Origin of the sequence: Streptomyces vietnamensis (assembly GCF_000830005.1) — a bacterium.
Classification (GTDB): domain Bacteria; phylum Actinomycetota; class Actinomycetes; order Streptomycetales; family Streptomycetaceae; genus Streptomyces; species Streptomyces vietnamensis.
In genome coordinates this window covers 192788-219131 of sequence record NZ_CP010407.1, presented here as the reverse complement: position 1 = coordinate 219131, position 26344 = coordinate 192788, and the positions used below count along the sequence as shown (strand labels likewise).

Sequence of the window (26344 nt, the reverse complement as noted above, 5' to 3'; positions counted from 1 at the left end):
CGAGGACCCGATGTGGACGACCCGCCATCGAACCGGTGATGCTGCTCACGGTCAGTCGTCTGGGCATTCGGAATGTCCAGACGGGCTCAAGCGGTCGATGAGGAAAGCGAGGATCTCGTCCCTGGCCTTCAGCGTGGGATGTCCGTCCTCGTCGACGAGATGGGCGGTGACGACGCTGTGGGGGGAGCCGACCACGTCACGGAAGAACGGGGGCGGGCTGGCGTTGGCGGAACTGCCCGGAAGGACGCGGCCGTCGAAGGCGTCGCCGAGGAGTGCTCGGTACGCGGCGAAGCGCTGCCCGGTGCACCAGCGGTCGTCGTCGAAGCGGTAGGCGAGAACTTTCAGTCCATCGCGCGCGACGCGCTCTCGGACCGCGCGTGCGTCCTCGCCGCTGATCTCGAGTGCGGCAGGGTCGTCCAGCGGTAGTGACGGATGGTTGACCACTGGCGCGATGACGGCCGGCTCAAGCGCCATGGTGAGTGCGAAGTTGCCGGTGAAGCACAGACCGATCGCACCGACTCCCGGACCGCCGCATTCGGCGTGGGCTTGGCGCGCGAGCCCACGTAGCCACGCGGTGACGGGGCTGGAGCCGCCCCCGGCGAACGCACGGAACTCGGCGCTGACGCAGGCGCGACGGACAACCTCCTCACCACCCTCGACCGTGGGATAGGCGCCGTCGATGCCGAAGAGCGAGGGGATGTAGACGGTGAGGCCCGCATCCCGCACCCACCGTGCCAGCCGAAGAACGTCAGGGCTGATACCGGGCATCTCCGGCATCAACACGACGGCTGGTCCGGAACCCGAGGCGTACACCGTCTTCACCACCCCGTCCACGTCCACGAGTCGTCGGGAGAAGTCCTTGATCGCGTCGTCAAGACGTCCGTTGGTTCTCATGCCGACAGCGTGAACTGGCCTGCCCGCACAAGCTGATAGGCCAGATCGCCATGTAGAGGGGTAATCTCGCCATAGGCGTGATGGTGAGGAGGCGAGCGTGAGCGCGCTGCGGGTCGGTGTCCTGGCCTATCCGGGCTGCTTCGCGTCCGAGGTGTTCGGCGTACCCGATCTGTTGACGATGGCCACGCACGTTGCCGGCCCGGACCGCGCCGACTACGAGGTCTCGATTGTTTCGCCTCGTCGTCGTGTCGCCGCATCGGGTGGTGCGGCATTGGCCGTCTCTCCGCTGCGCGAGGTCGACGTCCTTGTCGTGCCAGGGTTCGAGCTCGTGCCGGGCCTCGACGTGGACGCGAAACTCGCGTCCCTCGCCCCGGAAGTTGCGGCAATCCACTCACATGCTGCCGCAGGCCATGTCGTCGTCTCGATCTGCGTCGGGGCGTTCCTGCTCGCCGAAGCTGGACTGCTCAAGGGGCGCCGGGCTACGACGTCGTGGCTCTTCGCGGACGAATTGGCTCGACGCTGTCCTGACGCTGATGTCCGACCCGAACGTCTGGTCGTCACCGACAAGGGGGTGACGACGACGGCGGCCTTCAGTGCCATGTACGACTTCGCGCTGGAGCTGATCCGCCGGCACAGCGGTGCCGGCGTGGCGCGGGCGACCGCGCGTGTGGCGCTCGTCGACGATGCGCGATCGTCTCAGACCCCGTACGTGGACGTGAGACTTCTTCCACAGCCTGGAAACGAGTTCTCCCGCAGGGTCATGCGGCACCTCGACCAGAACCTTGCCGTCCGATACGACCTCGCCGCGCTGTCGGACACATTCAATGTCAGCACGCGAACGCTGCTGCGGCGCTTCGCAGACGAGACAGGCCAGAGTCCGCTGCAGTACCTGCGATCGTCGCGCGTCCATCGCGCCCGACACCTCCTTGAGACCACGGACCGAACGGTCGCCAGCATCTCTGCAACGATCGGCTACAGAGACCCCGGCACCTTCGCTGTTCTCTTCGCCCAACACACCGGACGACGCCCAAGGGACTACCGCGCAGCCTTCCGGCGTGGCGCCAACTGATGGCGACCTTCCCTTGGGGCGCGGCGCATTCGGTGTGTATTCGGAGAAACAGAGAGACCTGTGGGTCGGTTGAGGTTGCCCAGGCTGCGTGAGCCTCGGGGCGTTCGACGAGGTGGCCGCGTTCGAAGCGGACGTTCGTCGAGCAGGTGCGGGGACTGAGCGAGCGCCACATGCGCGCCGGCACCGGGCCGAAGCAGTGGCCGCGGGCTGTTGCCACCGAGCTGGGCGGCCGGCTCGGCGAGCGACTGCGCCGCAAGCTCAGCATCGCCGCCGACCGCACCCGCCTGCTCGCGCTGTGGGAAGCACCCGAAGTGCCCGAGCGGTCGCCGCGCGTGCTCGGGGTCGACGAGTTCGCCTTCCGCGAGGGCCGCACCCATGGCACCGTGCTCGTGGACATCGAGACCAGCCGGGCCGTGGACGTGCTCCCGGATCGCACCTCGGAGACCCTCGCTTCCTGGCTGCGCGAGCATCCCGGCGCGGAGATCATCTGCCGTGACCGTGCCACCGCCTACAGCCGGGCGGCCAAGGAGGCCGCCCCCGAGGCGATCGAGGTGGCCGACCGTCGACATCTGCTGCAGAACCTGTCGGCCGCGGTCGGGAAGACCTGCCATCAGCACCGCTCCTGCCTGCGTAAACACGTCGAACAGAAGGCACCGCCCGAGCCGCCGACGATCGGCCTCCCGCCGGTGCGGCTGCCCCGCACACCGCTCGTCGAGCGGACCCGGGACCGGTACGCAGACGTGCACCGGCTGCTGGGCCAGAGGTGGACGATCAGTGCCATCGCCCGCCACCTCGGCCTGGACCGCAAGACCGTCCGCAGGTTCAAGACCACGCCGTTGGACGAGCTCCTAGTACTCCGGCTGTAGATCGTGATCTTCATGGTTGTTGGGTGGCTTGTCGCTGGTAGTGGCTGGTGCGCGAGCGTGCTTGGTGCCGACGGCGCCATGCGGAGCAGTGCAGGCGGTGGGCAAGGTCGCGGGCCGGTGCGAGCAGGGCTGCGAACAGTTTTTGGATCTCGTTGCAGGTCAGCGGGCTGAGCTCGGGGGTCGTGGTGGTCGTGGCCCGTTCGATGGCGGCTGTGACGGCGAGGAAAGCGTGCGCGAGCATGGCCAGGGTGGTCCAGCGGTGCCAGGAGACCCAGCGGCGGACCTGGTGCTCGTCCAGTCCGGCCAGGCTCTTCGCGGCTTGGAAGGTCTCCTCGACTGTCCAGCGGCGGCCGGCCACCTTGACCAGTGCGGTCAGGTGCGGGTCGCCGCCGTAGACCTCATCACCGGTGACCCACCTGGACCGGACTCCGGCGTCCAGGGCCTGGGCGATCATCTCGGTGGCCAGGGCGGGCCTGGTCGCGGACCTCAGGTCGTCGGGGATGCCGACCGAGTGGCACCGCTGCGGGTCCTGGGTCCAGGACCGTGGGATGGAGAGGCGGCGGTCGATGGCGGCGTGCCCGGCCGCACTCGCGTAGAGGAGGTAGACGGCGACCTGGGAGTTCTCGATCCGGCCCGCGGTTCCGGTGTACTGGCGCTGGACCCCGACGCTCGCGGTGCCCTTCTTCAGGTCCCCGGTCTCGTCGACGACCAGTACGGCGTCCTCGTCGCCGAGGTGCTCGACTACGAAGTCCCGTAGGTCGTCACGCACTCGGTCGGCATCCCAGCGGGCCCGGCTGAGCAGGTGCTGCATGCCGGCCGGGCCGGCGTTACCGGCGTGCTCGGCGATCGTCCAGCAGTTCTTCCTTGGCAGGTCCGCGAGCAGCCCCAGCACGAACGCCCTTGCTGGGCGGCGGGGTTCCACCCGGGCGAACCGGCCCGCCACCTTGCCCATCAGGCCCTCGAACACCGATTGCCACCGAGCAGGATCTACGCTGTGGCCCACGGCCGCCGGCTGATCTTCGTTTGTCGACACAACTCACGATGATCAACGGTGGCCGTCCTCATCGGAGACCCACCTCACTCAGCACGATCAAGGCCGGCGTCAGACCGGCTGTCCGCTGTCAGAAGGTGGCAGCACGCAGCACGACCAGGGCGACGGAGGCCATGGTGAGGACCACCGCCGGAGACGCGCCCTTGCGGTCGCCGACGCGCAGGTGGAAGGCGACCGCCCCAGCGAAATAGAGCGCCAGGCCGATCGCGGCGGCGATTCCGACGGGTCCCCACCAGAGTCCGGCGATCACACCGGCCGCGCCCGCGATCTGAGCACCGATCAGGAAAGCCATCATGCTCTGCGGCACTCCGAGGGTGGACATCTGCTCGGTGATGTGCCGCGTCCGCAGAGACTTGGCCCCGGCCGATACCAGGAGAAGCGCCGACATGAACACGGTGACGACGGCAAGGGAGACGAACATGGCTGAAACCTCAATCGTGCGAGATGCGAGTAAAGGGGCGTGCGCACCTCGACGACGATAGGCGGCCAACAGGTACCTCCAGGTAACCTTCGGGGCATGAGCCTGCGACCCGGAATTGCCTTCCTCGCCGACTGTCCCGCTCTCCTGGCCATGGAGATCATCGCCAGCAAGTGGTCCATGGTCACGCTCTTCGCGCTGACCGACGGCCCGTTGCGCCACGGCGAGCTGGTCGAGCTGAGCGGTGGCATTTCGCGCAAGGTACTGACCCAGACGTTGCGCCGGCTCCAGGCCAACGGGCTCGTCGAGCGGCACGCGTACGCCGAGGCGCCGCCGCGCGTGGAGTACGGCCTGACCGATCTCGGGCGAACCCTGGAGGAGCCCATCAGGATGCTCACCGCATGGGCGCGGGAGAACGGCGAGGCGGTCGTCACCTTCCGGGAAGCAGCCGAGGCGGCCAGGACCGTCGAGGCGGATCAGGCGACCCCGGTGAAGACCCCCTCATGTTGATGAGGACCCGAGCCGTTTCTGATCAATGGAAGAGGCTGGGCCTGTAGACCCTGCCGTCGCCGGAGACTTGGCCATCCTCGTGATCGGGGCCCTCCTGCCGGCGCAGCGGCACGGATGAGGCCACCCATGATCGACGACGGGCGGCGGCAACGACAGGTCGCTCCACAACAGTGATCAAGAACTACAGCTGGAGTACTAGCCTCCACGGATGGCTGAAGTCGCAGCAGGAATGCGGCGGCTTCCTCTCGAACGCTCTCGGCAGGGGTCTGATGCCGACTCCAGGCAGAACAGTTCCAGCTGTGCCACGTCATCGTCAGACTGCGGAAGCCCCGTCACGAAAGTGCGGTCAGAGCCTTGAAAACGGCTCTGGCTGGAGTTCCGTGAAGGGTCAGGCTGTCGGAGTAGGGGTGATCGTGATCCAGCGCCCCGCTTCGTAGACCCCTATCCAGCAGCCACAACCGGGCCGGCTGTGACTTGAGGGCTGTTGGGGAGCAGCGGCGCGAGGTTGTCCCTTACGAAGTCCGCTGCCCGCTTGATCGACTCTTCGGCCCCGGATCGGTCTTCGAAGACGCTGGTGGAGACCATCACTCCGTCCCCGGCGTCCACCCAGTAGTAAGCCACGAAACCGGGGACTCGGCGGAGGATAGGCACGAATCCTTCGTCCACTCGGCGTCCTGCCTCGGCAGAGTCAGTGACTCCTTCGTAACGCCGGATTACTGCGTACATAGCTGATCTCCTCATGGATCCCAAGGTCACTCTGCGCGAGACGACATACCCCCACCGAGCATCTCTTGCTCGGGGAACGTCCGGAGGTGACCTGAATAGGCGTAGCAATGAGCCGATCCAGGGCCATCAGCTGTGGCCAGGACCTCGGCGAACCGAAACTTCACGGAAGCCCGGCCAGAGCCGAATTCAAGGATTGCCGTCAGAGCACGGCGACAGCCCAGAAGATCCGATCCCGATCCCGATCCCGATCCCGATCGCGACCTCCCGCAGTCTGCTGGTGGCCTGCCTGCGAGCGTCCGGCCGACGCGTCTATGCGATCAATCCGATGGAGGTGGCTCGCTACCGGGACCGGCACGCCATGTCCCGCAAGAAGTCCGGCCACCAGGATGCCGTCGTCCTGGCGAACGTCCTGCGAACCGACGCCGAGACCGACCGGCTCCTCGGAGTACTCCGCCGCACCCGGCTCCGCCCGCCCGGCCTGGTCGAAGCCGCGATGGGACGCCAGACCCGCGTTCTCCTCGCCCAGCTCGACACGGCCTGCCAGGCCTGCGACGACCTGGCCCAGGCCGCCGAAGAACTCTTCCTCCAGCGCCCCGACGCGGAAATCATCACCATCTTCCCCGGCCTGACCGTCCTCACCGGCGCCCGGATCCTCGCCGAGATCGGCGACCACCGCACCCGTTTCAACACCGCACGCGACCTGAAACCTATGCCGGTGCTCACGGGGGGTACACCAGGGCGATGATGGCGCGCCGCGAGGGCCGCGGTTTGCACCGGCGGCCACCCTCACGGGTGACGATCAGCATCGTGACCCACTCCACGAGCGCATGCGGCAGGTCGAGCGCGGCAGGACAGATGACCACCGAGGCCGCCGGACACAGCGGTTGAGACGTCAGACATCTCGAACCACCGCCCGAAGGCCTCGCCTGCTGTCCGCCCTTGGCCGTCACCCGATCGGTGACCACTCTGAAGATCCTTGTTGTTCGGGTCTCCAAGTCGGCGGCGGACCGGATCACCCACCATCTCGGGCCGCTGCTCGCGCTCCGGGCCCGCAAGCGGTTCGCGAAGGACACCGTGCTGATCGTCGACGGCACCTGGTCCCCACGCGCGGGATCACTGCTCTGGTTCGGTGACGGGGGTGCGTCTGTTGGGCGTGTCGGTGGGACCGGGAGGATCCCGTCCGAAGGATTGTGGCGGCCGTGCCATCGGCCTTGACCGAACGACGACCGCCATAGCGAAATGGACATGGTGTGACCAGAAGACACAGGCGGCACCGGGGTCTCGGCGCTGCGGGAGTGGCGGTAGCCCTCATCTGGGGATCCGCCACTGCTGGGAATGCCCGGCCCTCCGACGCGACACCCGGCGGCTTCGAGCGGGCGGCCGAGCAAGCGGCAGCGGAATTCGGTGTGCCGAAGGAAGTACTTCTCGGCGTCAGCTACGAGTCCTCCTGGTGGGAGGCCAATGACGGCCGCCCCAGCACCAAGGGGGGTTACGGTCCGATGCACCTGACGGACACGACGTCCGGGGGAGCGTACGCCCATCGCCCAGGCGAAGGGCCGGTGGACACCACGGGCACCGACGACCCGTCCGAGCACACGTTGCAGGCTGCCGCCGCGATGATCGGCGTCGCGCCCCGGACTCTCAAGCGGGACGAACTGCAGAACCTTCGAGGCGGCGCCGCGCTGCTCGCTTCGTATCAACGGCAGATCACCCGTGAGATGCCGCTCGACCCAGGTAGCTGGTACGGGGCTGTGGCGCACTACAGCCAGGCCTCCGACACCACCGCGGCCGGACGGTTCGCCGATGGGGTGTTCGAAGCGATCCGCAGCGGCAGGCAGAGGGTGCGCAAGGACGGCCAGAGGGTGTCGTTGCCGAAGACGCCGTCCGTCCGTCCGACGAGGTCACAGCTCGCGTCCCTGGGGCTGCGGACGTCGGCCGCGGCGGCAGTGCCGGAATGCCCCAGCGAGCTGAACTGCCGGTTCGTTCCCGCTGCTGCCTCGAACTACCAGGTCTCCGCGCGGAAATCGAACGGCATGGACGTCGACTTCATCGTCATCCATGACCTCGAAGGGTCCTATGACGGGGGGATCAGCTGGTTCCAGGACCCCGTCAGCGGGGTTTCCCCGCATTACGTGATGAAGGCCGACGGCAGTGAGGCAACGCAGATGGTTGCCACCAAGGACATCGCGTTCCACGCCGGTAACTACTGGGTCAACCTGCACGGCATCGGTATCGAACTGGAGGGATACGCCGCCCAGGGACCCACCTGGTTCACTCCGGCCCAGTACAAGGCGACTGCCGCGTTGGTGGCCTACCTGGCACGGCGCTTCGACGTCCCACTGGACCGCAAGCACATCATCGGGCACGACAACGTCCTCCCGCCGAGGCCGGCCCGCGCGCCGGACGCACACTGGGACCCCGGCCCGTACTGGGACTGGGAGAAGTTCATGGCTCTCCTCGACGCCGACCACCGCCTGGAGCGCGAGGCCGGGGGAGCGGAGTCGGGCGGGAACATCGGAATCGGACAGGCGGTCACGATCGCCCCGACGTACGGCAAGAACCCGCAGACGGTGACGGTGTGCGCCCCGACGTGCCGGACCCAGACACAGCCTTCGAACCTCCTCTACGTCCGCACGGAGCCCCGCGACGACGCCCCGCTCGTCTCCGACCTCGCTCTCCGTCCGGACGGGTCGGCGGGAACCAACCACATCGACGACTGGGGATCCACCGTGGTGTGGGGGCAGGAGTTCGTGGTCGCCGATGTGCGGGGCGACTGGACGGCCATCTGGTTCGGCGGGCACAAGGGATGGATCCACAACCCGGCGGGCGTGAACACCCGCCTCGCTCCGAACGCACGGATCGTCCGTCCCGCGAGCGGGGTGAAGTCGGTCTCCCTCTACACAACGGCCTACCCTCGCGCCGACGAGTACCCCCGGGGAGTGCCCGCATCGGAACAGACGCGGTTCAACGTGTACACGTTCCCCCAAGGGCAGGCGTACGTGGCCGCCCGCACGCCGGTGGACGCCGACGACTTCTTCCCTGCCACACCCACGCGCCCGGAGGTCGTGGTCACCGGTGACCAGAAGTACGACGTGATCCAGTACAACCGACGCCTGGCCATGGTGAACACCGCGGAGACAGGCCGCTGACCCCGGAGCGGACTCGCGGCAGCATGACCCTGACTTCCCACCGAGTACGGCGTCCGACGCCGTGGTGCAGAGGCCTGGCCAGTTCATTGGGCTGGGTCGGTTGGGGGAGCAACGGTGGTGACGAGTTCCGGTCGAGAGGGTCTGCGACGGTACCGTCGGGCAGGCCGTTGTCCGCAGCAGCGACCAGGTCCGGCCAGGACAGGCCGGGGTCCATGGAGTGCCCGTCGTCACGTGCGAGCAGCTCGGGGTGCGGGCAAAGGGACCGTCGTACTAGCCGGCTACCCGTGCGGGATGTACATCCGCGTCATTGGTCACGCGGGCCATCATGCCGGGTCGCCGTCCGGTCGACGGCGCTGGCTCACTGCCACGCGATCTTTTGCGGGACAACCCTTGGATGATCAATTCCAAGGGGTACCTGCGGAGGGTACGGGGGCGGGCGGTCAGGTGTCGGGGTCGACTTCGGGGTGTGTGAACCGCACGGGTTTGCCCAGCGACCGGGCGTAGGTGATTTCGGCACGGGTGCTGTCTCCGATGTAGTCGCCGACTACGAGCACCTCATCAGCGAGCCGGATCTTCGCCCGGTGCAGATCGTCGAGTCGAACCTTCAGCGCCTCAGCCTCGACAGGATCGGACCAAAGTTCGTGCGGCGACTTCATGTCACAGCCTGGTTTGACGACAATCTTTCCGGCTTTGGTCTCCCGCAGGTCGGCCTCGGTCATCTCGGTCATGAAGCGGGTGGAGCCGCAGATCACGACGATACGCGGGAGGCTCAGCTGCTTCTTCGCGTCGGCGAGTCTCTCCTCGGGGGTGGGCGGTTGCGGGTATGACACTGGTTCCTCCTGGTGGTGTGGTCCAAGGGGTGCCTGGGGAGACGAGAACGAGGGTGTCCGAGATCGTCGGACAGCTTGACCTCGAACGGCACCGAGGGCGCGGACCCGGAGGGGGCATAGCCCGCGTCATGCAAAGCATCTTCGCGCTGACCTCCGCGATCTGGCACAACGACACCACCGGACAAACCGTTCTGCGCTCAGTGATCGCCTACGATCACTGACCCCTTGGAACAGCGCATCTAGCCGGCCGTCGCGGGCAGTTCCGGCGTGACCGTTCAGGCTGCGGCTTCGCCGGAGTCCTCGTCGCCGTTCCGGGCGCCGCCCCGCCTGTAAGGCGGGATCTCGATGACACGCCCGTCGCGGAGGGTCCTCGTGTGCTTCTTCACGCCGTGCTCGACCGGGGAGTTTCGCGGCTTGCCGGAGGCGGAGTCCGGCTTGCCCTCCTTGGCCTCGGTGAAGTCCTCGGCGTCTGCGACGGGGGCGTCCTCGGCGTCCTCGTCGCGCTGAGCGAGCTGCTCCAGGGCCGTCTTGGTGACCACGGCGCCGACGGCCAGGAGGACGCTCCCGGCGGCGATGAGCTTGCCCTTGTGCCTCTCGGCCAGGGCCTTCGCCTTCTCGGTCACGGACCTGGGCTTGCTGTTCTCGGGCTTCCCGTCCTCGGGCATGGAGTCGCTCATGGGCACAGATTTATCGGACTTGTCTCCGGCCTGTCAGGCGTTCCCCCAATATCGGATCGGGGGAACATTGGCCCCCTGGAGCCCCCCATTGTTCAAGAGGTGATCCGCGCGTGCCTGGCCGCCAACCCTCGGATGCAGTACGCGGCCGCGCAAGACGCCGAGTTCCACGCCGCGATTAGACGATGTTCGAGAAGCTGTAGTTCTCCACGCCCGGGATCGCGCCGGCGGCCAGGCACTCGTCCCGACGTTCCGCGGTGCCGTCCGGTCCGGGTGCCCCGGTGGTGAGGCAGTGCACTCAGACCCGTGTTCCCTGCCTCGCGTACTCGTGGATGCGCGTCCCCATGGCTGTCTCGGCCTCGTCGGGATGTGCCACGACGATGAGGACGGTCGTCATCGGGCCGCTGCTATTCGTGCGTCAGGCGGCTGAGGACGAGGTGACCGCGCTCGATGAGCACCGGGTTCTGCTTGGAGAGGCCGGTAGCGAGGTAGGAGACGCCGAGCCTCGCGGTGAGGAGGAGCAGTGCCCTCTCCTCGCTGTCCGACAGCGCGCGGCCGTAGCCGGCGAAGTATGCGGCCTTGAGGTCGGGGCGGGGTGCCCATACCGCTCCGCACAGCCATACGAACTCTTCGACGACGATGCCGTGGGCGGACATCTCGAAGTCGATCACGCCGTAGCCGTGGTGGGGGTCCCACAGCCAGTTGCGGGTGGCGCAGTCGCCGTGCTGGTACACGACGGGCAGGTTCTCGGCGAGCTGCGGCAGCTCGTGGGCAACGCACTGAATCAGGGCACGCTGCCTGTCGTCGAGGTGGCCCGCGGTGGTCTCCAGGCAGGCGGCGGCTTCGCTCGCCTGGTCGGCCATGGACGCGCGGATGATGTCGCGGTCCTGCTTCGAGGCGGGGGTGGAGGAGTCGTGCCAGCGCCTGAGCAGGTTTCCCGCCCGTTCGTGCACCCGCAGCTCCGCCTCCCTGCCGAGGGGCAGCCCGCGTACGACGCGACCCGGTTGGAGCGAGGTCATGATCGCCTGCAAGTCGGGATCCGAGGCGAGGAGGCGGGGTGCCTCGTGCGGGGCGAGGGCACGCGCCGCGTACGCGTAGCCGGCGACTTCCCGCTCGTAGTCCTTCGGGCTCGGGCTGAGCTTCACGAAGACCTCGCTCTCGACCGTGGGCACCCGCCAGACTCGGGAGTCGCCGCGGTCCCAGGAGACGTCCTCGGCCGTGTCGGTGTCCCCGTCCGGCAGGTTCTCGGTGATCCATCGGCGCAGGTCGGGCGGGATGGGGGTGTTCCGCGTCATGTGGTGGTTTCTCCGAATCACGTGCAAGCAGCGGGAGCCCGCAAGCGTGAAGGGTACCGGCGGCTCGGGGCATATGGGTCGGAAGTGGTCAGCGAGCCACGGTTCACGGCCGGTTGTGGCGGTCAGGAGCTGGGCGACGGAAGGACGCCAGTGGGTTCCTGCCCCAGGCGGTTGGACCGGTAGGTGGCAAGGCCGGGGTGTTTGCCCTGCTGCCAGTCCGCCCACCAGGCCGGTCGCTGCCACGTCCCGTTCCACCGGGCGGCCAGGTCGTCCTGGAGCAGGCGGACCTTCGCGTCTGTGCCGTGGGTGATCTCGAATCCGGTTTCGGTGAGCCTTTTCGTCTTGAACAGTTGCAGGTCAGCAGGGTGTGGATGGCTTGGACGGTGTGGCTGATGCGGTGGCAGGGGGCACGAGGCGCACCTCGGGGCATGAGGAGACCCCGGCTGCCGGGGCGGCAGCCGGGGCGGGACGGGACGGGGTCAGGAGGCGGTGCCGGTGACCGTGTCGCCGGACTTGGTCACGTGGTAGGTGACGGTGTCGCCGGTCCAGAAGCGGAAGGTGAGGGTCACCGGAGCGCCGTCCTTCAGCGACTTGAGGAAGTCGGCCTTGATGGTGGTGGTGTTGGCGGTGTAGTTGGGGCTGTAGTTGTCGAACGACTGGTAGGTGGTCCAGGAGGCGGGACCGGCGGCGGTGCCGTCGGCGTAGGTGGACTGCACGTTGGCCATGAGGGCACCGTTGAACCGGGTGGGGATGGCCAGTGCGTCGGCGGTTCCGGTGGCGTCGGCCATCGTCGGCTTGTCGTAGGAGCGCACGAAGAGCTTCCACGGGACGCCGTCGGAGTAGCGGACCTCAAGGGTGGCGTTGACGCCGGCGGCGCGGTCGCCGGCGAGGCGGGTGAGGGCGTCGGCGGTCAGGGTGAGCTGGTCGCCGTCGAGGGTGTAGTCCATGGAGGGGGTCAGCGGGCGGTCGCCCTGCCAGAGGCCGGCGAACTCTTGGCCGTTGGGGTTCAGGGTGATGGTCTGCGCGGTGATGGGGCCGGAGGCCGGTACGAAGAGGTTGTCGGTGGAGGCGGTGCCCGAGCGGGTCCGCCAGGAGCTCTGGATCAGGGCCTTCATCTCGGGGACCATCCACTGCATGGTGGAGCGGTTCAGGAAGTCGTTGGCGGCGTCCCAGACGGCGGAGGTGATGCCGTTGCGCCGCGCCTCGTAGTTGACGTGCTCGAAGTACTTGAGCATCTCGCCGCGCTCGACGACGCCGGAGTAGGGCGAGGTGAGCAGGCCGTACTCGCCGAGATAGACGGGGATGCCCTTCTTGACGAAGGTGTCGTGCACCCGGGCGAAGCCTTCGGTCAGGTCCTTCTGGCTGGTGGCGTCGTAGGTCGTCCCGTTGGCGATGTTCACGCTGAACGGGTACCAGCTGTAGTAGTGCACGGTGGCGACCAGGTTGCGGTCGTGCAGCGAGCTCATCGTGGTGGACAGGTCGTCGAGCCAGTGCTGGGCGTTGTTGGTCTCCTCCGAGGGCAGGACGAGCAGGCGGTCCTTGTTCCTGCCGCCGGAGTTGCGCACGATGCTGTGGAACGAGGTGTTGAGCTCGCGCAGGTACTGGGTTCGCTGGGCGTCGGTCGCGTCGGAGAACTGGGGCTCGTTGATGCTCTCCATGAGCAGCGTGCGGGGCTCGTCCTTGAAGGCGGTGGCGATCTGCTGCCAGGTGGCGTTGAACCGGGCCATGACGGCGTCGTGGTCGGTGGACATGTTCATGATCCACTTCCACGAGTCGTGGTGGACGTTGATCTCGACGTAGAGGCCGTCCTCCAGTGCGAGGTCGACCACCTGCTTGACCCGCTTCATCCACGCCGGGTCGATGGTGTAGGGCGCGGTGTCGGACTGGTGGGGGAACCAGGTGACGGGGATGCGGACGCTGCGGAAGCCCTGGGCGCGCAGGCCGTCGAACGTCGCCTTGGTGGTGAGCGGATTGCCCCAGGACGTCTCGTCGGGGATCGCGTCGAGGGTGTTGCCGAGGTTCCAGCTGGGCTGCATCTGGGCGACGGCGGCCATCGGGTCGTGCGGGACCCTCGCCCCGGCGGCCTCGGCAGCCGTCCGGGGCTGGTCGGCGGGTGTGGCGACGGCGGTGCCGCCGCAGAGGGCGCCGGTGGTGACCAGGGCCACCAGGAGGCCGGCCGTCCGGTGGAGACGGCGGGCGGTCTGCTGTGCGTCGTTCACGGGTCGTCCCTTTCGGGTGAACGGGCGGGGAAACCCCCGACGGATGGTCAGGGGAGCGGGAGGGGCTCGTAGTCGAACCGGTCGAAGTGGACGGTGCCGGCCGCGGCGTACATGCCGATGACCCGGCCGGTGAAGCCGCCGGCCACCTCGGTGGACAGGTAGCGCCCGTCGAGGGTGGCGAGCACGGTGAAGGTGCCGTCGGGCTCCTCGACGCCGAAGACGACGTCGTCGGGGCCGGTGCGCGGGCCGCGCGTCGGTCGCGGAACGACGTCGACACCGAGCACCACGGCTCCGGCGGGCACCGGACGGGAGGCGACCTCGGTGCGGAGCGAGCCGATCCGGGCGAAGACCTTCACCTCGCCGTCGGCCGCCTCGATCTCGTAGTGGTGCTCCTCGTCCATGCGGACGGCGAGGCCGCCGCGGCCCCCTGCGGGATCGATTAGGGCGCGGGCCCGGCAGCCGAGGTGCTGCTGGCGCCGGCCGACGAACACCACGTCGTTCTCGTCCAGGGAGGTGCCGGCGGCGCGCAGGGTGAGCCAGCCGGAACGTTCCTTCGTGGTGCACAGCCGCTCGGAGCGCTCGCGCACCGAGATCCACCGGGGGTGGAGCTCGGCCTGGTCGAAGTCGTCCCGGACCGGTACGGCGGGAGCGGGCTGCAAGGGCCAGGCGGGGGCGGGCAGTTCGGGGGTGACCCGGCCGACCACCGGCCAGCCGTCCACCCACTCGACCGGGGCGAGGAAGGTCTCCCGGCCGAGCACGTACCAGGCGGGGGTGCCGCCGCGTGGCCGGACGGCGAGCAACACCATCCACCAGGAGCCGTCGGGCGCCTGGACCAGGTCGGCGTGCCCGGTGTTCTGGATGGGACTGTCGATGCCGCGGTGGGTCAGGACCGGGTTGGCCGGGCACGGCTCGAACGGGCCCGAGGGCGAGGTGCCGCGGGCGATGGAGACGGCGTGGCCGCGCTCCGTGCCGCCCTCGGCGATCATCAGGTACCAGTACTCGCCGATCCGGTACAGGTGCGGGGCCTCGGGGGCCATGGCGCCGGGCGCGCCGGACCAGATCCGCCGTACCTCGCCGAGGGTCTCGCCGGTGGCCGGGTCGATGCGGACCTGGGAGACGCCGGCGACGGTGCACCAGCAGGTGCCGTCCTCGTCCCAGGCGAGGTCCGGGTCGATGCCCGGGACGCCGGGCAGCCGGACCGGGTCGGACCAGGGGCCGGCCGGGTCGGTGGCGGTGAAGAGCATGTTGCCGCCGTCGCCGACGTTGGTGACGATCAGCCAGAAGCGGCCGTCGTGGTGGCGCAGGGTAGGGGCGTAGATCCCGCCGGAGGAGGGCATGTCGCGCGGCAGGCGCAGCTGGCTCGGCCGGTCCAGGGCGTTGCCGATCTGGGTCCAGTTCACCAGGTCGCGGCTGTGGAAGACGGGGATGCCGGGGAAGTACTCGAAGCTGGAGCAGACGAGGTAGTAGTCGTCGCCCACGCGGCAGACGCTGGGGTCGGGGTGGAAGCCGGGGATCACCGGGTTGGGGAGGGTGCCGGTCGGCTGGGGCTGGTCTGACACGTGGAGGGTTCCTTTCACGGTGGTTCGCGTTCGGGGGGTGGTGCCCCGGACGGTCAGGTGTCCGGGGCACCACCGGTTCACGGGGTTCAGCCGATCGCGCAGGAGGCGCCGTTGAACCGGAAGGCGGACGGATCGGCGTCGCTCTTGGACCAGGTGGCCTTGAAGCCCCACTGGACGCTTCCGCCGGGCGGGACGGTGGCGTTGTAGGAGACGTTTCCGGCGTTGACGCTCGGGCCGCTCTGCGCCACCGAGGCGTTCCAGCTGTCGGTGATGCCGTTGTCGCCGGGGAAGTCGAAGCCGAGGGACCAGCCGTTGACCTGGCCGAGGGAGTTGTTGACGACGGTGACGGTGCCGACCATCACGCCCTGCCACTCGTTCTTGTTGTAGACGACCCGGCAGGGCGCGCCGGTCGGGTGCATCTCGACGACCGTGATGCCGTAGGCGGGCACGGTCTGGATGGTCGGACTGCCGGACTGGGCGGTGCCGATCGAGTGGCCGTTCTTGAGGTAGGAGTGGACGGTCGGGGTGGCGGAGGACGGGGTGAACCCCGTGTAGGAGAGGTTCACCGTGGCCGCGTTGTTCGGGTCCTTGTTGATCAGCATGACGGCCACGTCGCCGTTGGTGCGGCGGACGGCGTGCGCGGAGAGCAGCGAGGAAGATCCGGCGGCCTTGACCAGCGTGTCGCCGGGCGCCCCCAGCCTGCTGATCATCTGGATGCCGTAGTAGGCGGGGAAGGGCGTGTTGACGGTCGGCTCGCAGGGGGAGCCGCTGGAGACCATGCCGCCGTCGTTGTAGTCGGTGGCGCCCTCGACGGTGGTCACCTTGGTGCAGTCGGTGCCGTTGCGCAGGTCCCACCAGTCCACGTTGAACGCGCCGTTCTCCAGCCAGGTGAGGTAGTTGTCCGGGGCGAACAGTCCGTTGGGGGAGGTGTCCAGGTAGGCCTGGGCGTTCGCCTCGGTCACCGCGATGCCGACGTCGGGGGCGCGGGACCCGGCGTACTGGCCGATCAGCGAGCGCACGGCGCCGGCGATGTTCGGGTTCTGGGCCTGCGGCTTGGTGAGCAGGTCGGCCGGGCTGGTGCTGGTGGGATAGGCGTGCACGATGGCGAAGTCGATCTTCGAGCCGGCGATCGACAGGACGGTGTGGTTCCAGTCCATGGTGTCGCCCGGGCCGACGATGCCGTCCGGCCAGTAGCCGGGCGTGGTCAGCACGGCGCCGATCTTGACGCTCGGGTCGGCCGCCTTCATCGCCGAGACGTACTGGAGCACGTTGTTCGCGTAGGTCGTGGCGCTCTTGCTGCTGTGGGTGTCGTACTCCCACTTGGCGCCGTACTCGCCGTTGCCGTAGACCTCGTTGCCGATCTCCCAGTACTTGATGCCGTAGCCCTTGGTGACGTTGGCGTACCGGACCCAGGCGGCGGCCTCCTGGGGGGTGCCCGAGCCGTAGTTGGCGGTGATGATCGGCTGCGCTCCGGCGGCGCGCACGGTGCCCATGAAGGCGTCGAAGCCGGTGTTCGGAGCGACGTACGCACCGTCGTCGGCGGTGCCGGTCTGCCAGTGGTAGACGTCGGAGTGGCTGCCGCCGGGGTAGCGGACGGTGTTGATGCCGGCGGTGCTGAGCAGACCGGGGGTGGTGGGGGCGTTCATGGCGGCGTCGTAGACCGGGATGTTCACGCCGACGCCGGTGGCGGGAACGGTGGCGAGCTGCAGGGCGGCGTCGACCGACACCGACACGGTGCTCGCGGCGACGGCGGGCGGTGCGGCGGCTGCGGGCGGCGCGACGGCGGCGGTCGCGCCGATGACCGCGAGCGCCAGGGCCGCCGCGGCGGCTATGACGCGATCATGACACGAGCGGACTGGCCATTTCATTGCGTCCCTCCAGTGGGGTGGGGGTGCATGGTGTTCGGGTGGGGGATCGAACTCCCGCGTTCTGGACGGCAGAGGCCCGGTGCGGCTGCTCGGGTCGGGCCCGGACGCGAAGCGTGTTCCGTTCGGGGTGCGGGGCCGGCGCGGTGGGGCGCGCGCCGTCGCGGGGTGCATCGTCAACTCCCCTCGGACGGCTCCTCGGTGAGGCGCAGCAGGACGGCGGACGGTGCCGCCGGCAGGGTCAGGGTGAGTACGGCGGTGTCCGGGTGCCAGGCGGTGGTGGCCCGGCCGGCGGCCGGGTAGAGCACCTCGGCGCGGACCTCGGCGCCGAGCAGGTGGGGCAGGTCGAGCTCCCTGACGGCGTCCGTTCCATGACGGCGCCAGGCGGTGACGTAGGTGGTGGCCGGGGTGTGCAGCGCCAGCGCGATCCACGGGTCCTCCCAGGCGGGGAGGCCGAGCGGCCAGGCCGGCAGCGCCTGGGGCAGGTCGGCGCGGATGGACTTGTACACGGCCACCGCCTCGTGGACCAGGTCGCGTGCCGGTGGAGCGAGTTCGGTGAGCCGGCCGGAGAGGTGGACGCGGCCGAGGAGCGCGTTGGTCATGGTCAGGGCGACCTCGTCGGGGGAGTCCTCGGGCAGCGGGTAGGCCCACACGGCGCCCTGTTCGGGCGTGACGGCGGTGGGTGCCGCCGCCGCGATCGGCGGGTAGAGCAGCAGGTCCTGCTGGTCGCTGGTGGACTGCAGCTGGAGCCGGGAGAGCAGGGCGTGGTCCATGCGCATGCCGCCGGAGGCGCAGTTCTCGATCACCAGGTCCGGGTGGCGGTCCAGGATGCCGTCGAGCCAGTCGAGTTGGGCCCGGTTGTGGCCGAGCAGGCCGGCGGCCGGGACCTCACCGGGGTGGGCGCTGGTGCCGGAACCCGGGTCGGTGTTGTGGTCGAGCTTGAGGTATCCGACGCCCCACTCGCCGACCAGGCGGTCCACCACCCCGTCCAGGTGGGCGCGGGCGGCCGGGTGGCGCAGGTCCAGGTGGTACCGGCCGCCGCCCTCCTCGACGCGGCGCCCGTCGCGGCGGAAGAACGCCTCCTCCGGCAGGGACCCGGCGACGGGGCCGGCGACCCCGACCGCCTCCGGCTCCAGCCACAGGCCGGGGACCATGCCCCGCTCCCGGATGCGGTCCAGGACCTCGTGGATCCCGTCGGGGCCGGGGAAGCGGGAGGCGGACGGCTCCCACGCGCCGACGGTCTCCCACCAGTTCTCGTCCTCGTCGGCGTACCAGCCGGCGTCGATGACGAAGTACTCCGCGCCGGCAGCGGCGGCGGCGTCGACCAGCGGCAGCAGCTTCGCGGTGGTGGGGTTGCCCATCAGGCAGTTCATGTAGTCGTTGAAGACGACCGGCAGCCGGTGGTGGTCGGTGTGCGGGCGTCGGGTGGCCCGGCGGTACGCGGTGAGGGCGGCGAACGCGCCGTCCGGGCCGCCGTCCGCGCCGTACGCCAGGGCCACCGGAACGGTACGGAACTCGGCGCCGGGTTCCAGGGGGTGGCGCCAGCCGTGGTCGGCGTCGGTGGGGCCGTACAGCGCCGCGTACGCCGTGTCGTCGCGCACCCCGCACTCCCAACGCCAGCCTCCGCCGTTGTGCTCGATCTGCCACAGCCAGGTACGGCCGGATTCCCGGTCCGTCAGGCCGCCCATCGGCAGGTGGCCGCAGCTGGACCACACGCCCTGTCCGGCCACGACGCGGGTGCTGCGGCCGGAGGTGGTGTGGAATCGGCCGCTCCGTTCGGGCGAGGACACGCGCAGCGGCTGGCGGTGCCATCGGCATTCGGCGAACCACTCGTTCTCCGCCCACAGCAGGTCCGCGCTGTCCAGGGCCGCCGGGCCGGCCCCGGTGAGGCAGCCCGCCACGAGCGAGGCGACCGATTCCAGGTGCAGCGTCCGCGGCCCCTCGTTGCGCAGCACCACCTCGGCACGCAGCACCGGAAGGCCGTCCGGGGACCGGTAGACCGCCTCGGCGGTCAGGCCGCTCTCCGGGGCGTGGAGTTCGATGGCGAGCACGTGCCAGTCGCCGTCCCGGCTCGCCCGGTGCGTGCGATGGCGCAGGCGTCCGCCGAGAACGGTGTCGACGAGGTGCCGGCCCGACCAGTGGCGGCCGAGGTCGGCGGTCGTCACCTCCACCAACGGCAGCGGTGCGCCGAGGCGGGGGGTGGCGCTCTTGTCGCCGGGTGCGCCGATGCGGGTCAGGCGCGGGGCGCCGTGCTCGCCCAGGGCGATCTCCAGCTCCAGGGCGTGGTGGCCCCAGCGGATCGTCTCGTGCGGGTCGCTCATGGTGGCCTTCCTCGATGAGGCGGGAGAGAATTGTGAGCGCTCACAATTTGCGCAGGACGGCGCAGCCGCCGGCGGGCAGCCGGCTCACGGTGGCGTCCGTGAGCAGGTCGTGGGCCGGCCGGGGGAGTGGTACGGCCTCGTCGAGGTGGTTGAGGAGTACGTGCCAGCCGCGGCCGTCCGGGGCGTGCCGGGTGACGGCTTCGACGCCGGGGGGAAGGCCCGGCAGCTCCGGGGCGACGCCGGCCTCCGCGAGAAGCCGGCGGACCAGGGCGGCGTAGTCGGCGTCGTCGAGGCGGGTGGAGAGGTACAGACCGTGGCCGGAGCCGAAGTCGTGGCGGGTGAGCGCCGGGCTTCCGGCGAGCATGCCGTGGGTGTAGGCGGCGAGCACCTCCGCGCCCTCGGTGCGCAGGGACTCGCTCCAGGACCCGGCCGTCGAGCCGTCGGAGAGCGTGACCTCCTCGTCCTGCCGCAGCGGGCGGTGTTCCTCGACGCGGATGCCCAGCGCCTCGCGCAGCGGGGCGGCCGGGTACCCGCCGAGCCGGGCGTGCAGGCGCTCGTCGACGATGCCGCCGAAGTGCTGGACGAGCAGGGTGCCGCCGTCGGCGACGTAGCGGCGCAGGTTCTCGGCGCCCGCGTCGGTGAGCAGGAACAGGGCCGGCGCGAGGACGACCCGGTAGCGGCTCAGGTCGTGCTCGGGGTGGGCGAAGTCGATGGTCGGTCCGGCGTCCCACAGCGCCCGGTGGGCGCGGCGCAGCGGGGCGATGTAGTCGAGCTCGGACGAGGGGAGCCCGTCGACCTGCATGGCCCACCAGGCGTCGGAGTCGTGCAGCACGGCGACCTCGGCCCGTACGGTGGAGCCGGCGAGTTCGCCGAGCCGGGCGACGGCCTCCCCGGCCGCCGTGACCTCGCGGAAGGTGCGGCTGTCCGGCCCGGCGTGCGGGACCATCGCCGAGTGCCACGTCTCGGCGCCGGCCCGGGACTGGCGCCACTGGAAGAACAGCGCGCCCTCCGAGCCGCGGGCGATGTGGCCGAGCGAGTGGCGCAGGATGTCCCCCGGATCCTTGGCGAGGACGCGGCCGCCGGCGTAGACGGTGTTGGTGCCCGATTCCATCAGCAGCCAGGGGGCCCCGCCGGCGAAGGAGCGGGCCCGGTCGGCGTCGAAGGCGGCGTGGGCGGCGGCGTCGACGCCGGGTGCGTCGGGGTAGTGGTTGACCGAGACCAGGTCGACCTCGCGGCCGAACGCCCACAGGTCCAGGTTCTGGTAGCCGGGCAGCATCAGGTTGGTGGTCACCGGCCGGTCGCTGTGGGCGCGGATGGCGTCGCGCTGCTCGCGGTAGGCGGCGAGGGTCTCGTCGGACCAGAAGCGGTTGTAGTCCAGGGCCTGGCCGGGGTTGCGGTGCCACTGGCTCTTGCGGGGCGGCAGGATCTGCTCCCACGAGGTGTAGCGCTGGCTCCAGAAGTTCGTCCCCCAGGCCTCGTTGAGGGCGTCCAGGGAGCCGTGGCGGGCGCGCAGCCAGACCCGGAAGGCGGCCGCGGCGTGGTCGCAGAAGCAGAGGGTGACGTACTCGTTGTGCACGTGCCACAGGGCGAGCGCCGGGTGGTCGCCGTAGCGTGCGGCGAGGGCGCCGGCGATGCGGCGGGCGGCCCGGCGGTAGGCGGGGGCGGCGAGGCAGTAGGTGTCCCGGCTGCCGTGGGTCAGGCGGGCGCCGTCGGGGCCGACCGGCAGGGCGTCCGGGTGGGCCAGGGTGAACCAGGGCGGCGGGGAGGCGGTGGGGGTGGCCAGGTCGACGGCGACGCCGGCCGCGTGCAGCCGGTCGAGGTGGGCGTCGAGCCAGTCGAAGTCGTGGCGTCCCTCCTCGGGTTCCATCAGGGCCCAGGAGAAGACGCCGACGGTGGCCAGGTTGACGCGCGCCCGGCGCATGAGCTCGTCGTCCTGCTTCCACACCTCCGCGTCCCACTGCTCGGGGTTGTAGTCCCCGCCGAAGGCTAGGCCGCCCAGGCGGTCGGTGAGCCGGCGGATGTCCATCCGGGAACCCTCTTTCCGGTCGTGGTGTCAAAGGCGGCGCGGGGCCGGTGCGGTGCTTTCGCGTACCACCAGCTCCGGTGGCATCAGGAGGAGTTGGTCGTCGGGCTGCTCGCCCGCGGTGGTCGCGGCGATCCGCGCCATGACCTGGTCGACGGCGACCTGTCCGAGGTCCTTCTTCGGGCCGGTCACGGAGGTGAGCCGGGGGGAGTGCTGCTCGGCCATCGCCTCCGGGCAGATGGCGATGACGGAGGCGTCCTCCGGGACGGTCCGTCCGCTGGCGCGCAGCAGACTGAGCAGCGGGCCGATCGCGGCCTCGTTCTGCACGACGAACCCGGTGGTGTCGGGCCGGTCCGCGAGGATGCGGGCCAGGGTGCCGGCCGTGCTCTCGTACGTGCCCTCGCACGGCCGGTGGAGGAACCGCAGGTCCCGCCGTTCGGCGCGGGCGCGGAAGCCGTTCAGGGTGCGCTCGGCGTAGCCGGCGTGCCGCCGGTAGACGCCGCTGCTGTAGCCGATGAAGGCGATGTCGCGGTGGCCGAGGTCGGCCAGGTGGTCGGCGCAGAGCGCGCCCGCGGTGGCGAAGTCGTGGTCGACGCACGAGAGTCCGGTGGGGTCGTCGGGCAGGCCGATGAGTGCGGCCGGGATCTCCTGGGCGCGCAGGACCGGGATGCGGTCGTCGTCCAGTCGGACGTCCATCAGGATGACGCCGTCGGCGAGTCCGGTGGCGGCGACCCTGCGGACTCCTTCGGGTCCTTCGTCGTTGGTGAGCAGCAGGACGTCGTAGCCGTGTTCGCGGGCCGCGACGGTGACCGCGATGGCGATCTCCATCATGGTGGGCACGTGCACCTGGGGGTGGAGCGGCACGACCAGGGCGATGATGTGCGAGCGCTTGCCGGCCAGGGCCCGGGCGCCCGCGTTGGGGTGGTAGCCGAGGTCCGTGATGGCCTGCTCGATGCGGGTCCTGGTCTCGTGGGAGATCGGGCGCTTGCCGCTGAGGGCGTAGCTGACCGTGCTGGACGAGACACCGGCGTGCCTGGCCACATCGGCGAGTGTCACCATCGCGCTGTTTCCTTCGTGTCGGTTCCGTTGAGGGCGTGTTCCCGGTCCGGTCCCGGTCCGGCGGGGGCGCGCCGGACCGGAGTGGACGGCTCAGCCCTTGATCGCTCCGGTGAGAACACCGGTACGCAGGTGCTTCTGCACGAACGGGTACACGATCACCAGTGGTACCAGGGTGAGGACGACGACCGCCATCTGCAGCGACAGCGGTGCGGTCTGGGCGTGGGTCTCCCCGAAGCCCGAGTTGACCGAACCGGGCAGGCCGTTCGCCCGGTTGACGTAGGTGAGCAACACGTACTGCAGCGGCCATTTCTGACTGTCCGTCGGCATGTAGAGCATGACGTTGAAGAACGAGTTCCAGTAGCCGACGGCGTAGAACAGCGCGGTGACGGCGGTGACGGCGCGTGAGGTGGGCAGGACGACGGACCACAGGATCCGCCACTCCCCGGCGCCGTCCATCCGGGCCGCGTCGATCAGTTCGGAGGAGGTCTCCTGGTAGAAGGCGCGCAGCACCAGGATGTTGAAGACGGAGACCGCGCTCGGCAGGATCAGCGCCCACCACTGGCCGTAGCCGCCCAGTCCGGTGACCACCAGGAAGCCCGGGATCAGGCCGCCGCTGACGAACATCGTGACGATCAGCAGCATCAGGAGGAAGCGGTGCCCGAACGACCGGGGCCGGGAGAGGCCGTAGGCGCACAGGATCGAGACGACCATGGACAGCGCGGTGCCGACCACGGTGATGCCCAGGCTCACCCCCAGCGCGGTGACGATGGTCGGGTCGCCGAGCATCTGGCGGTACGTCTCGGTGGACAGGCCGTCCGGCCAGATCACCAGGCCGCCGGCCCGGTTGATGGCCCCGGGGGTGGAGAAGCTGGTCAGTACGATGATCCAGAGCGGGACCAGGATGACGGCGAGCGTCCCGCCGAGTGTGAGGCCCTTCGCGGCCTGGCCGACCGGGGTCGGCGGCTCGTCCCAGGAGGGGCGGGCGGAGTGGGTCCGGCGTCGGGCGGCCGTCGCCGCCGTGCGGTGTTTCCCGCCCCGCGAACCGATGGTGAGTGCGTTCGTCATGTGCGATACAGCCCGTCCTCGCCGAAGGCGTGCGCCAGCTTGTTGGCACCCCAGATGAGCAGCAGGGAGACCACGCTCTTGAAGAGCCCGGCCGCCGCGCCGTAGCTGTAGCCGCCGGTGGCGATGCCGTAGTAGAAGGAGAAGGTGTCCAGGACGTCCGCGGCCTCGTGGCCGACGGCGTCGCGCTGGATCAGGAACTGCTCGAACCCGACGGACAGGGCGTTGCCGAGCCGCAGGACCAGCATCAGCACGATCACCCCGCGCAGCCCCGGCAGCGTGATGTGCCACATCCGCCGGAACCGCCCCGCGCCGTCGGCGGCCGCGGCCTCGTACAGCTCGCTGTTGATCGCGCTCAGCGCCGCGAGGAAGACGATGATCCCCCAGCCCGCCTCCTTCCAGATCGCCTGGGAGGTGACCAGCAGGGCGAAGGTGTGCGGGTTGGTCATGATGTCCCAGGTGCCGATGTCGTGCTGGCGCAGGAACTGGTTGAGCACGCCGGCGCCGCCGAGCATCTGCTGGAAGATCGTGACCGCCAGCACCCACGAGAAGAAGTGCGGCAGATAGACCACGGACTGGAAGAAGTTGCGGATCCGCTCGCTGATCACCGAGTTGAGCAGCAGGGCCAGGGCGATGGGGATCGGGAAGAAGAGGATCAGCTGGACGAAACTGAGGTAGAGCGTGTTCTTCATCGAGGCCCAGAACGCCGGGTCGCCGAACAGCTGCCGGAACTGGTCGAACCCGACCCATTCGCTGTGCCAGACCCCGACCAGCGGGTCGTACTCCTGGAAGGCGGTGACGATGCCGAACAGCGGCGCGTAGTTGAACACCAGGAGCAGGACGACCGCGGGAATCGTCATCAGCAGGAGGGACTTGTCGCGCCGCAGCCTGGTCCGCCGGTCGAGCCGCGCGGGACCGGCCGGGCGCTTCTGTGCCGCGGTGCTCACTGGCCGGTGCCGTACTTGTCGAGGACGTTGTCGGTCATCCACCGCTTGAGCCGCTCACCGGGGCCGGAGCGCCAGCCGGCGATGGCGGCCTGCACCTCGGAGACCTTCTTCTTGCCGTGGTAGCAGTCCTTGATGGTGTCGTTGACGTTCTGGGCGGCAGCCGCCGAGGCGATGGCCTGCGGCATGCTGAGGTTCATGCCCCAGAAGGGCGGCTTGGTGAGGTACTCGACGTTGGCGGCCGACCAGCTCGCGTAGTCCCTGGTGATCTGCTCGCCGCCCGGGTTGCTGGTCACGGAGGGGGCGGCGGCCAGGAACTGGTAGCTCGTCACCTGGACGTCCTTCTTCCCCTCCTCCGTGAAGGTCGGCACGCCGTTCGCCCGGGTGTGGTGGACGCCCTCGACGCCGAAGTTGACCATGGTGTACTCGGCCGTGCCGTAGGGCGCGGCGAGGTAGTTCGCGACGGCGAGCAGTTCCTCGATCTGCGCCGGCTTCAGATTGGCATTGAGGTAGCTGATCATGCTGGCGGCGGCGCCCATGTAGATCACGGGTTTGCCCTTGCCGTCGGCGGTGATGGCGTTGAAGGCGCCGCGCCGGTAGTGCGGATCCGCGGCGACGCCGGACTGGTGGTCGGCCAGGTTCCAGGCGCCCAGCCCGCCGCCTCCGATGAGCGTCTTGCCGCTGTAGAAGCGGGTGGCCCCGTTGGCGACGTCACCGGCGAGCGCGTCCGGGTGCATGTAGCCCGAGGCGGCCAGGCGGTTGTGCCAGTCGATGGCCTCCAGGAACTCCTGGGTCTCGAACGGGTGGACCAGCTTGCCGTTGTCGATCCTCCAGTTCATGGGGACGTTCCAGGAGAACTGGAGGTAGGTCCACACGTCGTCGAAGGCCCACACGCCCCGTTTGGCGTCGGTCAGTTCCTTGCCGAGGTTCATCAGGTCGTCGGCGGACCTGATCTGGTCGGCCGTGATGCCCCGGGCCTCGAGGACGTCCCGGCGGTAGAAGGTGGCGCCGGGGATGCCGAAGCTGGTGGAGAAGCAGGGGATTCCGTAGAGCTTGTCGCCCCAGACGCCGTGCTGCCAGGCGCCGGTGGGCAGGGCGGCCAGGTTGGGGTACTTCTTGATGTTGTCGCCGGACAGGTAGGGGGTCAGGTCCGCGAGCTGGGTGCCGGCCAGCCCACCGGTGTTGAAGTTGTTGTTCATCCAGGCCGGCAGGTTGATCCAGTCCGGCAGCTTCTTGGCGGCGGTCATCGTCGGGATGATGGTGTTGTAGTTGATTCCGTCCGTCGGCTTGACGGTCAGCTCGACTCCGAGTGCCTTGTTCATCGCCTGGTAGAAGGAGTTGCCGACCGGTGGGGCCGTGCCCCACAGCGGGGTGACCGCCGTGTAGCTGCCTCCCTTGCCCGGAACGCCGGAGACGCTGGACGGCGGGGAGGCTGGGTAGGAGAGGTAGGCCGGGTCGGTCGCGGCGTCGCCCGCGCCCCGCACGGGGGCTATGTCCGGCTTGACCGCGTTGGCGTTGGCTACGTAGGTCGGCAGGGCGGACTTGAGGCCCTCCTTGGTGTTCGCCCCGGCCTTCCTGTCCGAGCCGCCGCCGCAGGCGGACAGCAGGGGTGCCATCGCGGCGGTTCCCGCGACCGTGGCGGCGGTGGTCAGGAAGCTTCTGCGGTTCAACCCGGATCTCATGGTGGCGTGGCCCCTCTCCGTTGAAGCGTTGAAGCATCGAAGCGTCGAGACGTCGAAGCGCTTGGATGTTTCGGCGACACTAACGACGGGTTTCTAGTTGGGCAAGAGGCTGAACAAATCCAGAATCC

At 69.6% G+C, this 26344-nt stretch carries 18 protein-coding genes and 5 pseudogenes; 7 read left to right on the top strand and 16 right to left on the bottom strand.

From position 1 onward, the window contains the following. Positions 1-51 precede the first annotated feature (51 nt). Entirely contained in the window at positions 52-894 is an 843-nt protein-coding gene (locus SVTN_RS01065; RefSeq protein ID WP_041127393.1) for a dienelactone hydrolase family protein, read from the bottom strand. A 97-nt stretch (positions 895-991) separates the two neighbouring features. Between SVTN_RS01065 and SVTN_RS01060 the strand changes: the two genes are divergently transcribed. Together SVTN_RS01060 and SVTN_RS01055 are read left to right on the top strand one after the other, a co-directional pair. Continuing rightward, the gene (locus SVTN_RS01060; RefSeq protein WP_041127392.1) at positions 992-1963 is read left to right on the top strand and encodes a GlxA family transcriptional regulator; all 972 of its coding nucleotides are present in this window, start codon (positions 992-994) and stop codon (positions 1961-1963) included. Positions 1964-2133: 170 nt separating this feature from the next. Further along, positions 2134-2829 carry a transposase gene (locus SVTN_RS01055; RefSeq protein WP_159026403.1) on the top strand — a complete coding sequence of 232 codons (696 nt, stop codon included), beginning with the start codon at positions 2134-2136 and terminating at the stop codon, positions 2827-2829. A gap of 211 nt (positions 2830-3040) precedes the next feature. On the opposite strand, the pseudogene SVTN_RS01050 reads toward SVTN_RS01055, so the two are convergent. Further along, positions 3041-3781 (bottom strand): annotated as a pseudogene (locus tag SVTN_RS01050) (IS701 family transposase); the annotation flags it as partial. 169 nt (positions 3782-3950) lie between these two features. After that, the gene (locus SVTN_RS01045; RefSeq protein WP_041127390.1) at positions 3951-4301 is read right to left on the bottom strand and encodes a DoxX family protein; all 351 of its coding nucleotides are present in this window, start codon (positions 4299-4301) and stop codon (positions 3951-3953) included. 96 nt (positions 4302-4397) lie between these two features. Between SVTN_RS01045 and SVTN_RS01040 the strand changes: the two genes are divergently transcribed. Then, positions 4398-4808, top strand: coding sequence for a winged helix-turn-helix transcriptional regulator (locus SVTN_RS01040; RefSeq protein ID WP_052498833.1), 411 nt, complete (start codon positions 4398-4400; stop codon positions 4806-4808). Positions 4809-5706: 898 nt separating this feature from the next. Next, positions 5707-6204: pseudogene (locus tag SVTN_RS46505) on the top strand (IS110 family transposase); the annotation flags it as partial. A gap of 58 nt (positions 6205-6262) precedes the next feature. Here SVTN_RS46505 and SVTN_RS43560 read toward each other — a convergent pair. Next, positions 6263-6397 (bottom strand): annotated as a pseudogene (locus SVTN_RS43560) (IS5/IS1182 family transposase); the annotation flags it as partial. Positions 6398-6521: 124 nt separating this feature from the next. Here SVTN_RS43560 and SVTN_RS46500 point away from each other — a divergent pair. Then, positions 6522-6638: pseudogene (locus SVTN_RS46500) on the top strand (IS5/IS1182 family transposase); the annotation flags it as partial. A 191-nt stretch (positions 6639-6829) separates the two neighbouring features. Further along, entirely contained in the window at positions 6830-8683 is a 1854-nt protein-coding gene (locus SVTN_RS01025; RefSeq protein WP_041127388.1) for an N-acetylmuramoyl-L-alanine amidase, read from the top strand. 440 nt (positions 8684-9123) lie between these two features. Here SVTN_RS01025 and SVTN_RS01020 read toward each other — a convergent pair whose 3' ends face one another. Then, positions 9124-9513, bottom strand: coding sequence for a hypothetical protein (locus tag SVTN_RS01020; protein ID WP_041127387.1), 390 nt, complete (start codon positions 9511-9513; stop codon positions 9124-9126). A gap of 68 nt (positions 9514-9581) precedes the next feature. On the opposite strand from SVTN_RS01020, the pseudogene SVTN_RS41685 reads away from it, so the two are divergent. Beyond that, a pseudogene (locus SVTN_RS41685) lies at positions 9582-9734 on the top strand (IS982 family transposase); the annotation flags it as partial. A 54-nt stretch (positions 9735-9788) separates the two neighbouring features. Here SVTN_RS41685 and SVTN_RS01015 read toward each other — a convergent pair. From SVTN_RS01015 to SVTN_RS00965, 11 genes are all read right to left on the bottom strand, one after another. Beyond that, on the bottom strand, positions 9789-10190 hold the full coding sequence (locus tag SVTN_RS01015; protein WP_041127386.1) for a hypothetical protein: 402 nt from the start codon (positions 10188-10190) through the stop codon (positions 9789-9791). Positions 10191-10594: 404 nt separating this feature from the next. Beyond that, complete coding sequence (locus SVTN_RS01010; protein ID WP_041127385.1) at positions 10595-11482, bottom strand: aminoglycoside phosphotransferase family protein; 888 nt, start codon at positions 11480-11482, stop codon at positions 10595-10597. 479 nt (positions 11483-11961) lie between these two features. Continuing rightward, the gene (locus tag SVTN_RS01005; protein ID WP_041127384.1) at positions 11962-13701 is read right to left on the bottom strand and encodes a cellulase family glycosylhydrolase; all 1740 of its coding nucleotides are present in this window, start codon (positions 13699-13701) and stop codon (positions 11962-11964) included. A gap of 47 nt (positions 13702-13748) precedes the next feature. Next, positions 13749-15260, bottom strand: coding sequence for a glycoside hydrolase family 43 protein (locus tag SVTN_RS01000; RefSeq protein ID WP_041127383.1), 1512 nt, complete (start codon positions 15258-15260; stop codon positions 13749-13751). 86 nt (positions 15261-15346) lie between these two features. Then, positions 15347-17128 (bottom strand): cellulose binding domain-containing protein, encoded by a 1782-nt coding sequence (locus SVTN_RS00995; RefSeq protein ID WP_052498830.1) that lies wholly within the window; start codon positions 17126-17128, stop codon positions 15347-15349. A gap of 173 nt (positions 17129-17301) precedes the next feature. After that, complete coding sequence (locus tag SVTN_RS00990) at positions 17302-19446, bottom strand: glycoside hydrolase family 36 protein (protein ID WP_041127382.1); 2145 nt, start codon at positions 19444-19446, stop codon at positions 17302-17304. 40 nt (positions 19447-19486) lie between these two features. Then, the gene (locus tag SVTN_RS00985) at positions 19487-21472 is read right to left on the bottom strand and encodes a beta-galactosidase (RefSeq protein WP_041127381.1); all 1986 of its coding nucleotides are present in this window, start codon (positions 21470-21472) and stop codon (positions 19487-19489) included. 27 nt (positions 21473-21499) lie between these two features. Further along, the gene (locus tag SVTN_RS00980; RefSeq protein ID WP_041127380.1) at positions 21500-22528 is read right to left on the bottom strand and encodes a LacI family DNA-binding transcriptional regulator; all 1029 of its coding nucleotides are present in this window, start codon (positions 22526-22528) and stop codon (positions 21500-21502) included. Positions 22529-22618: 90 nt separating this feature from the next. Next, positions 22619-23593 carry a carbohydrate ABC transporter permease gene (locus SVTN_RS00975; protein ID WP_078908120.1) on the bottom strand — a complete coding sequence of 325 codons (975 nt, stop codon included), beginning with the start codon at positions 23591-23593 and terminating at the stop codon, positions 22619-22621. Then, positions 23590-24537: an ABC transporter permease gene (locus SVTN_RS00970; RefSeq protein WP_052498829.1), complete on the bottom strand. Its 948-nt coding sequence runs from the start codon at positions 24535-24537 to the stop codon at positions 23590-23592. The genes SVTN_RS00975 and SVTN_RS00970 overlap by 4 nt, the downstream gene beginning before the upstream one ends. Further along, positions 24534-26204 (bottom strand): ABC transporter substrate-binding protein, encoded by a 1671-nt coding sequence (locus SVTN_RS00965; RefSeq protein WP_052498828.1) that lies wholly within the window; start codon positions 26202-26204, stop codon positions 24534-24536. The genes SVTN_RS00970 and SVTN_RS00965 overlap by 4 nt, the downstream gene beginning before the upstream one ends. Positions 26205-26344: the final 140 nt, after the last annotated feature.

Coding starts and splice junctions, on each gene's coding strand:
- SVTN_RS01065 (WP_041127393.1), bottom strand. CDS start 894: ATGAGAACCAACGGACGTCTTGACGACGCGATCAAGGACTTCTCCCGA.
- SVTN_RS01055 (WP_159026403.1), top strand. CDS start 2,134: ATGCGCGCCGGCACCGGGCCGAAGCAGTGGCCGCGGGCTGTTGCCACC.
- SVTN_RS01045 (WP_041127390.1), bottom strand. CDS start 4,301: ATGTTCGTCTCCCTTGCCGTCGTCACCGTGTTCATGTCGGCGCTTCTC.
- SVTN_RS01040 (WP_052498833.1), top strand. CDS start 4,398: ATGAGCCTGCGACCCGGAATTGCCTTCCTCGCCGACTGTCCCGCTCTC.
- SVTN_RS01015 (WP_041127386.1), bottom strand. CDS start 10,190: ATGAGCGACTCCATGCCCGAGGACGGGAAGCCCGAGAACAGCAAGCCC.
- SVTN_RS01010 (WP_041127385.1), bottom strand. CDS start 11,482: ATGACGCGGAACACCCCCATCCCGCCCGACCTGCGCCGATGGATCACC.
- SVTN_RS00995 (WP_052498830.1), bottom strand. CDS start 17,128: ATGAAATGGCCAGTCCGCTCGTGTCATGATCGCGTCATAGCCGCCGCG.
- SVTN_RS00990 (WP_041127382.1), bottom strand. CDS start 19,446: ATGAGCGACCCGCACGAGACGATCCGCTGGGGCCACCACGCCCTGGAG.
- SVTN_RS00985 (WP_041127381.1), bottom strand. CDS start 21,472: ATGGACATCCGCCGGCTCACCGACCGCCTGGGCGGCCTAGCCTTCGGC.
- SVTN_RS00980 (WP_041127380.1), bottom strand. CDS start 22,528: ATGGTGACACTCGCCGATGTGGCCAGGCACGCCGGTGTCTCGTCCAGC.
- SVTN_RS00975 (WP_078908120.1), bottom strand. CDS start 23,593: ATGACGAACGCACTCACCATCGGTTCGCGGGGCGGGAAACACCGCACG.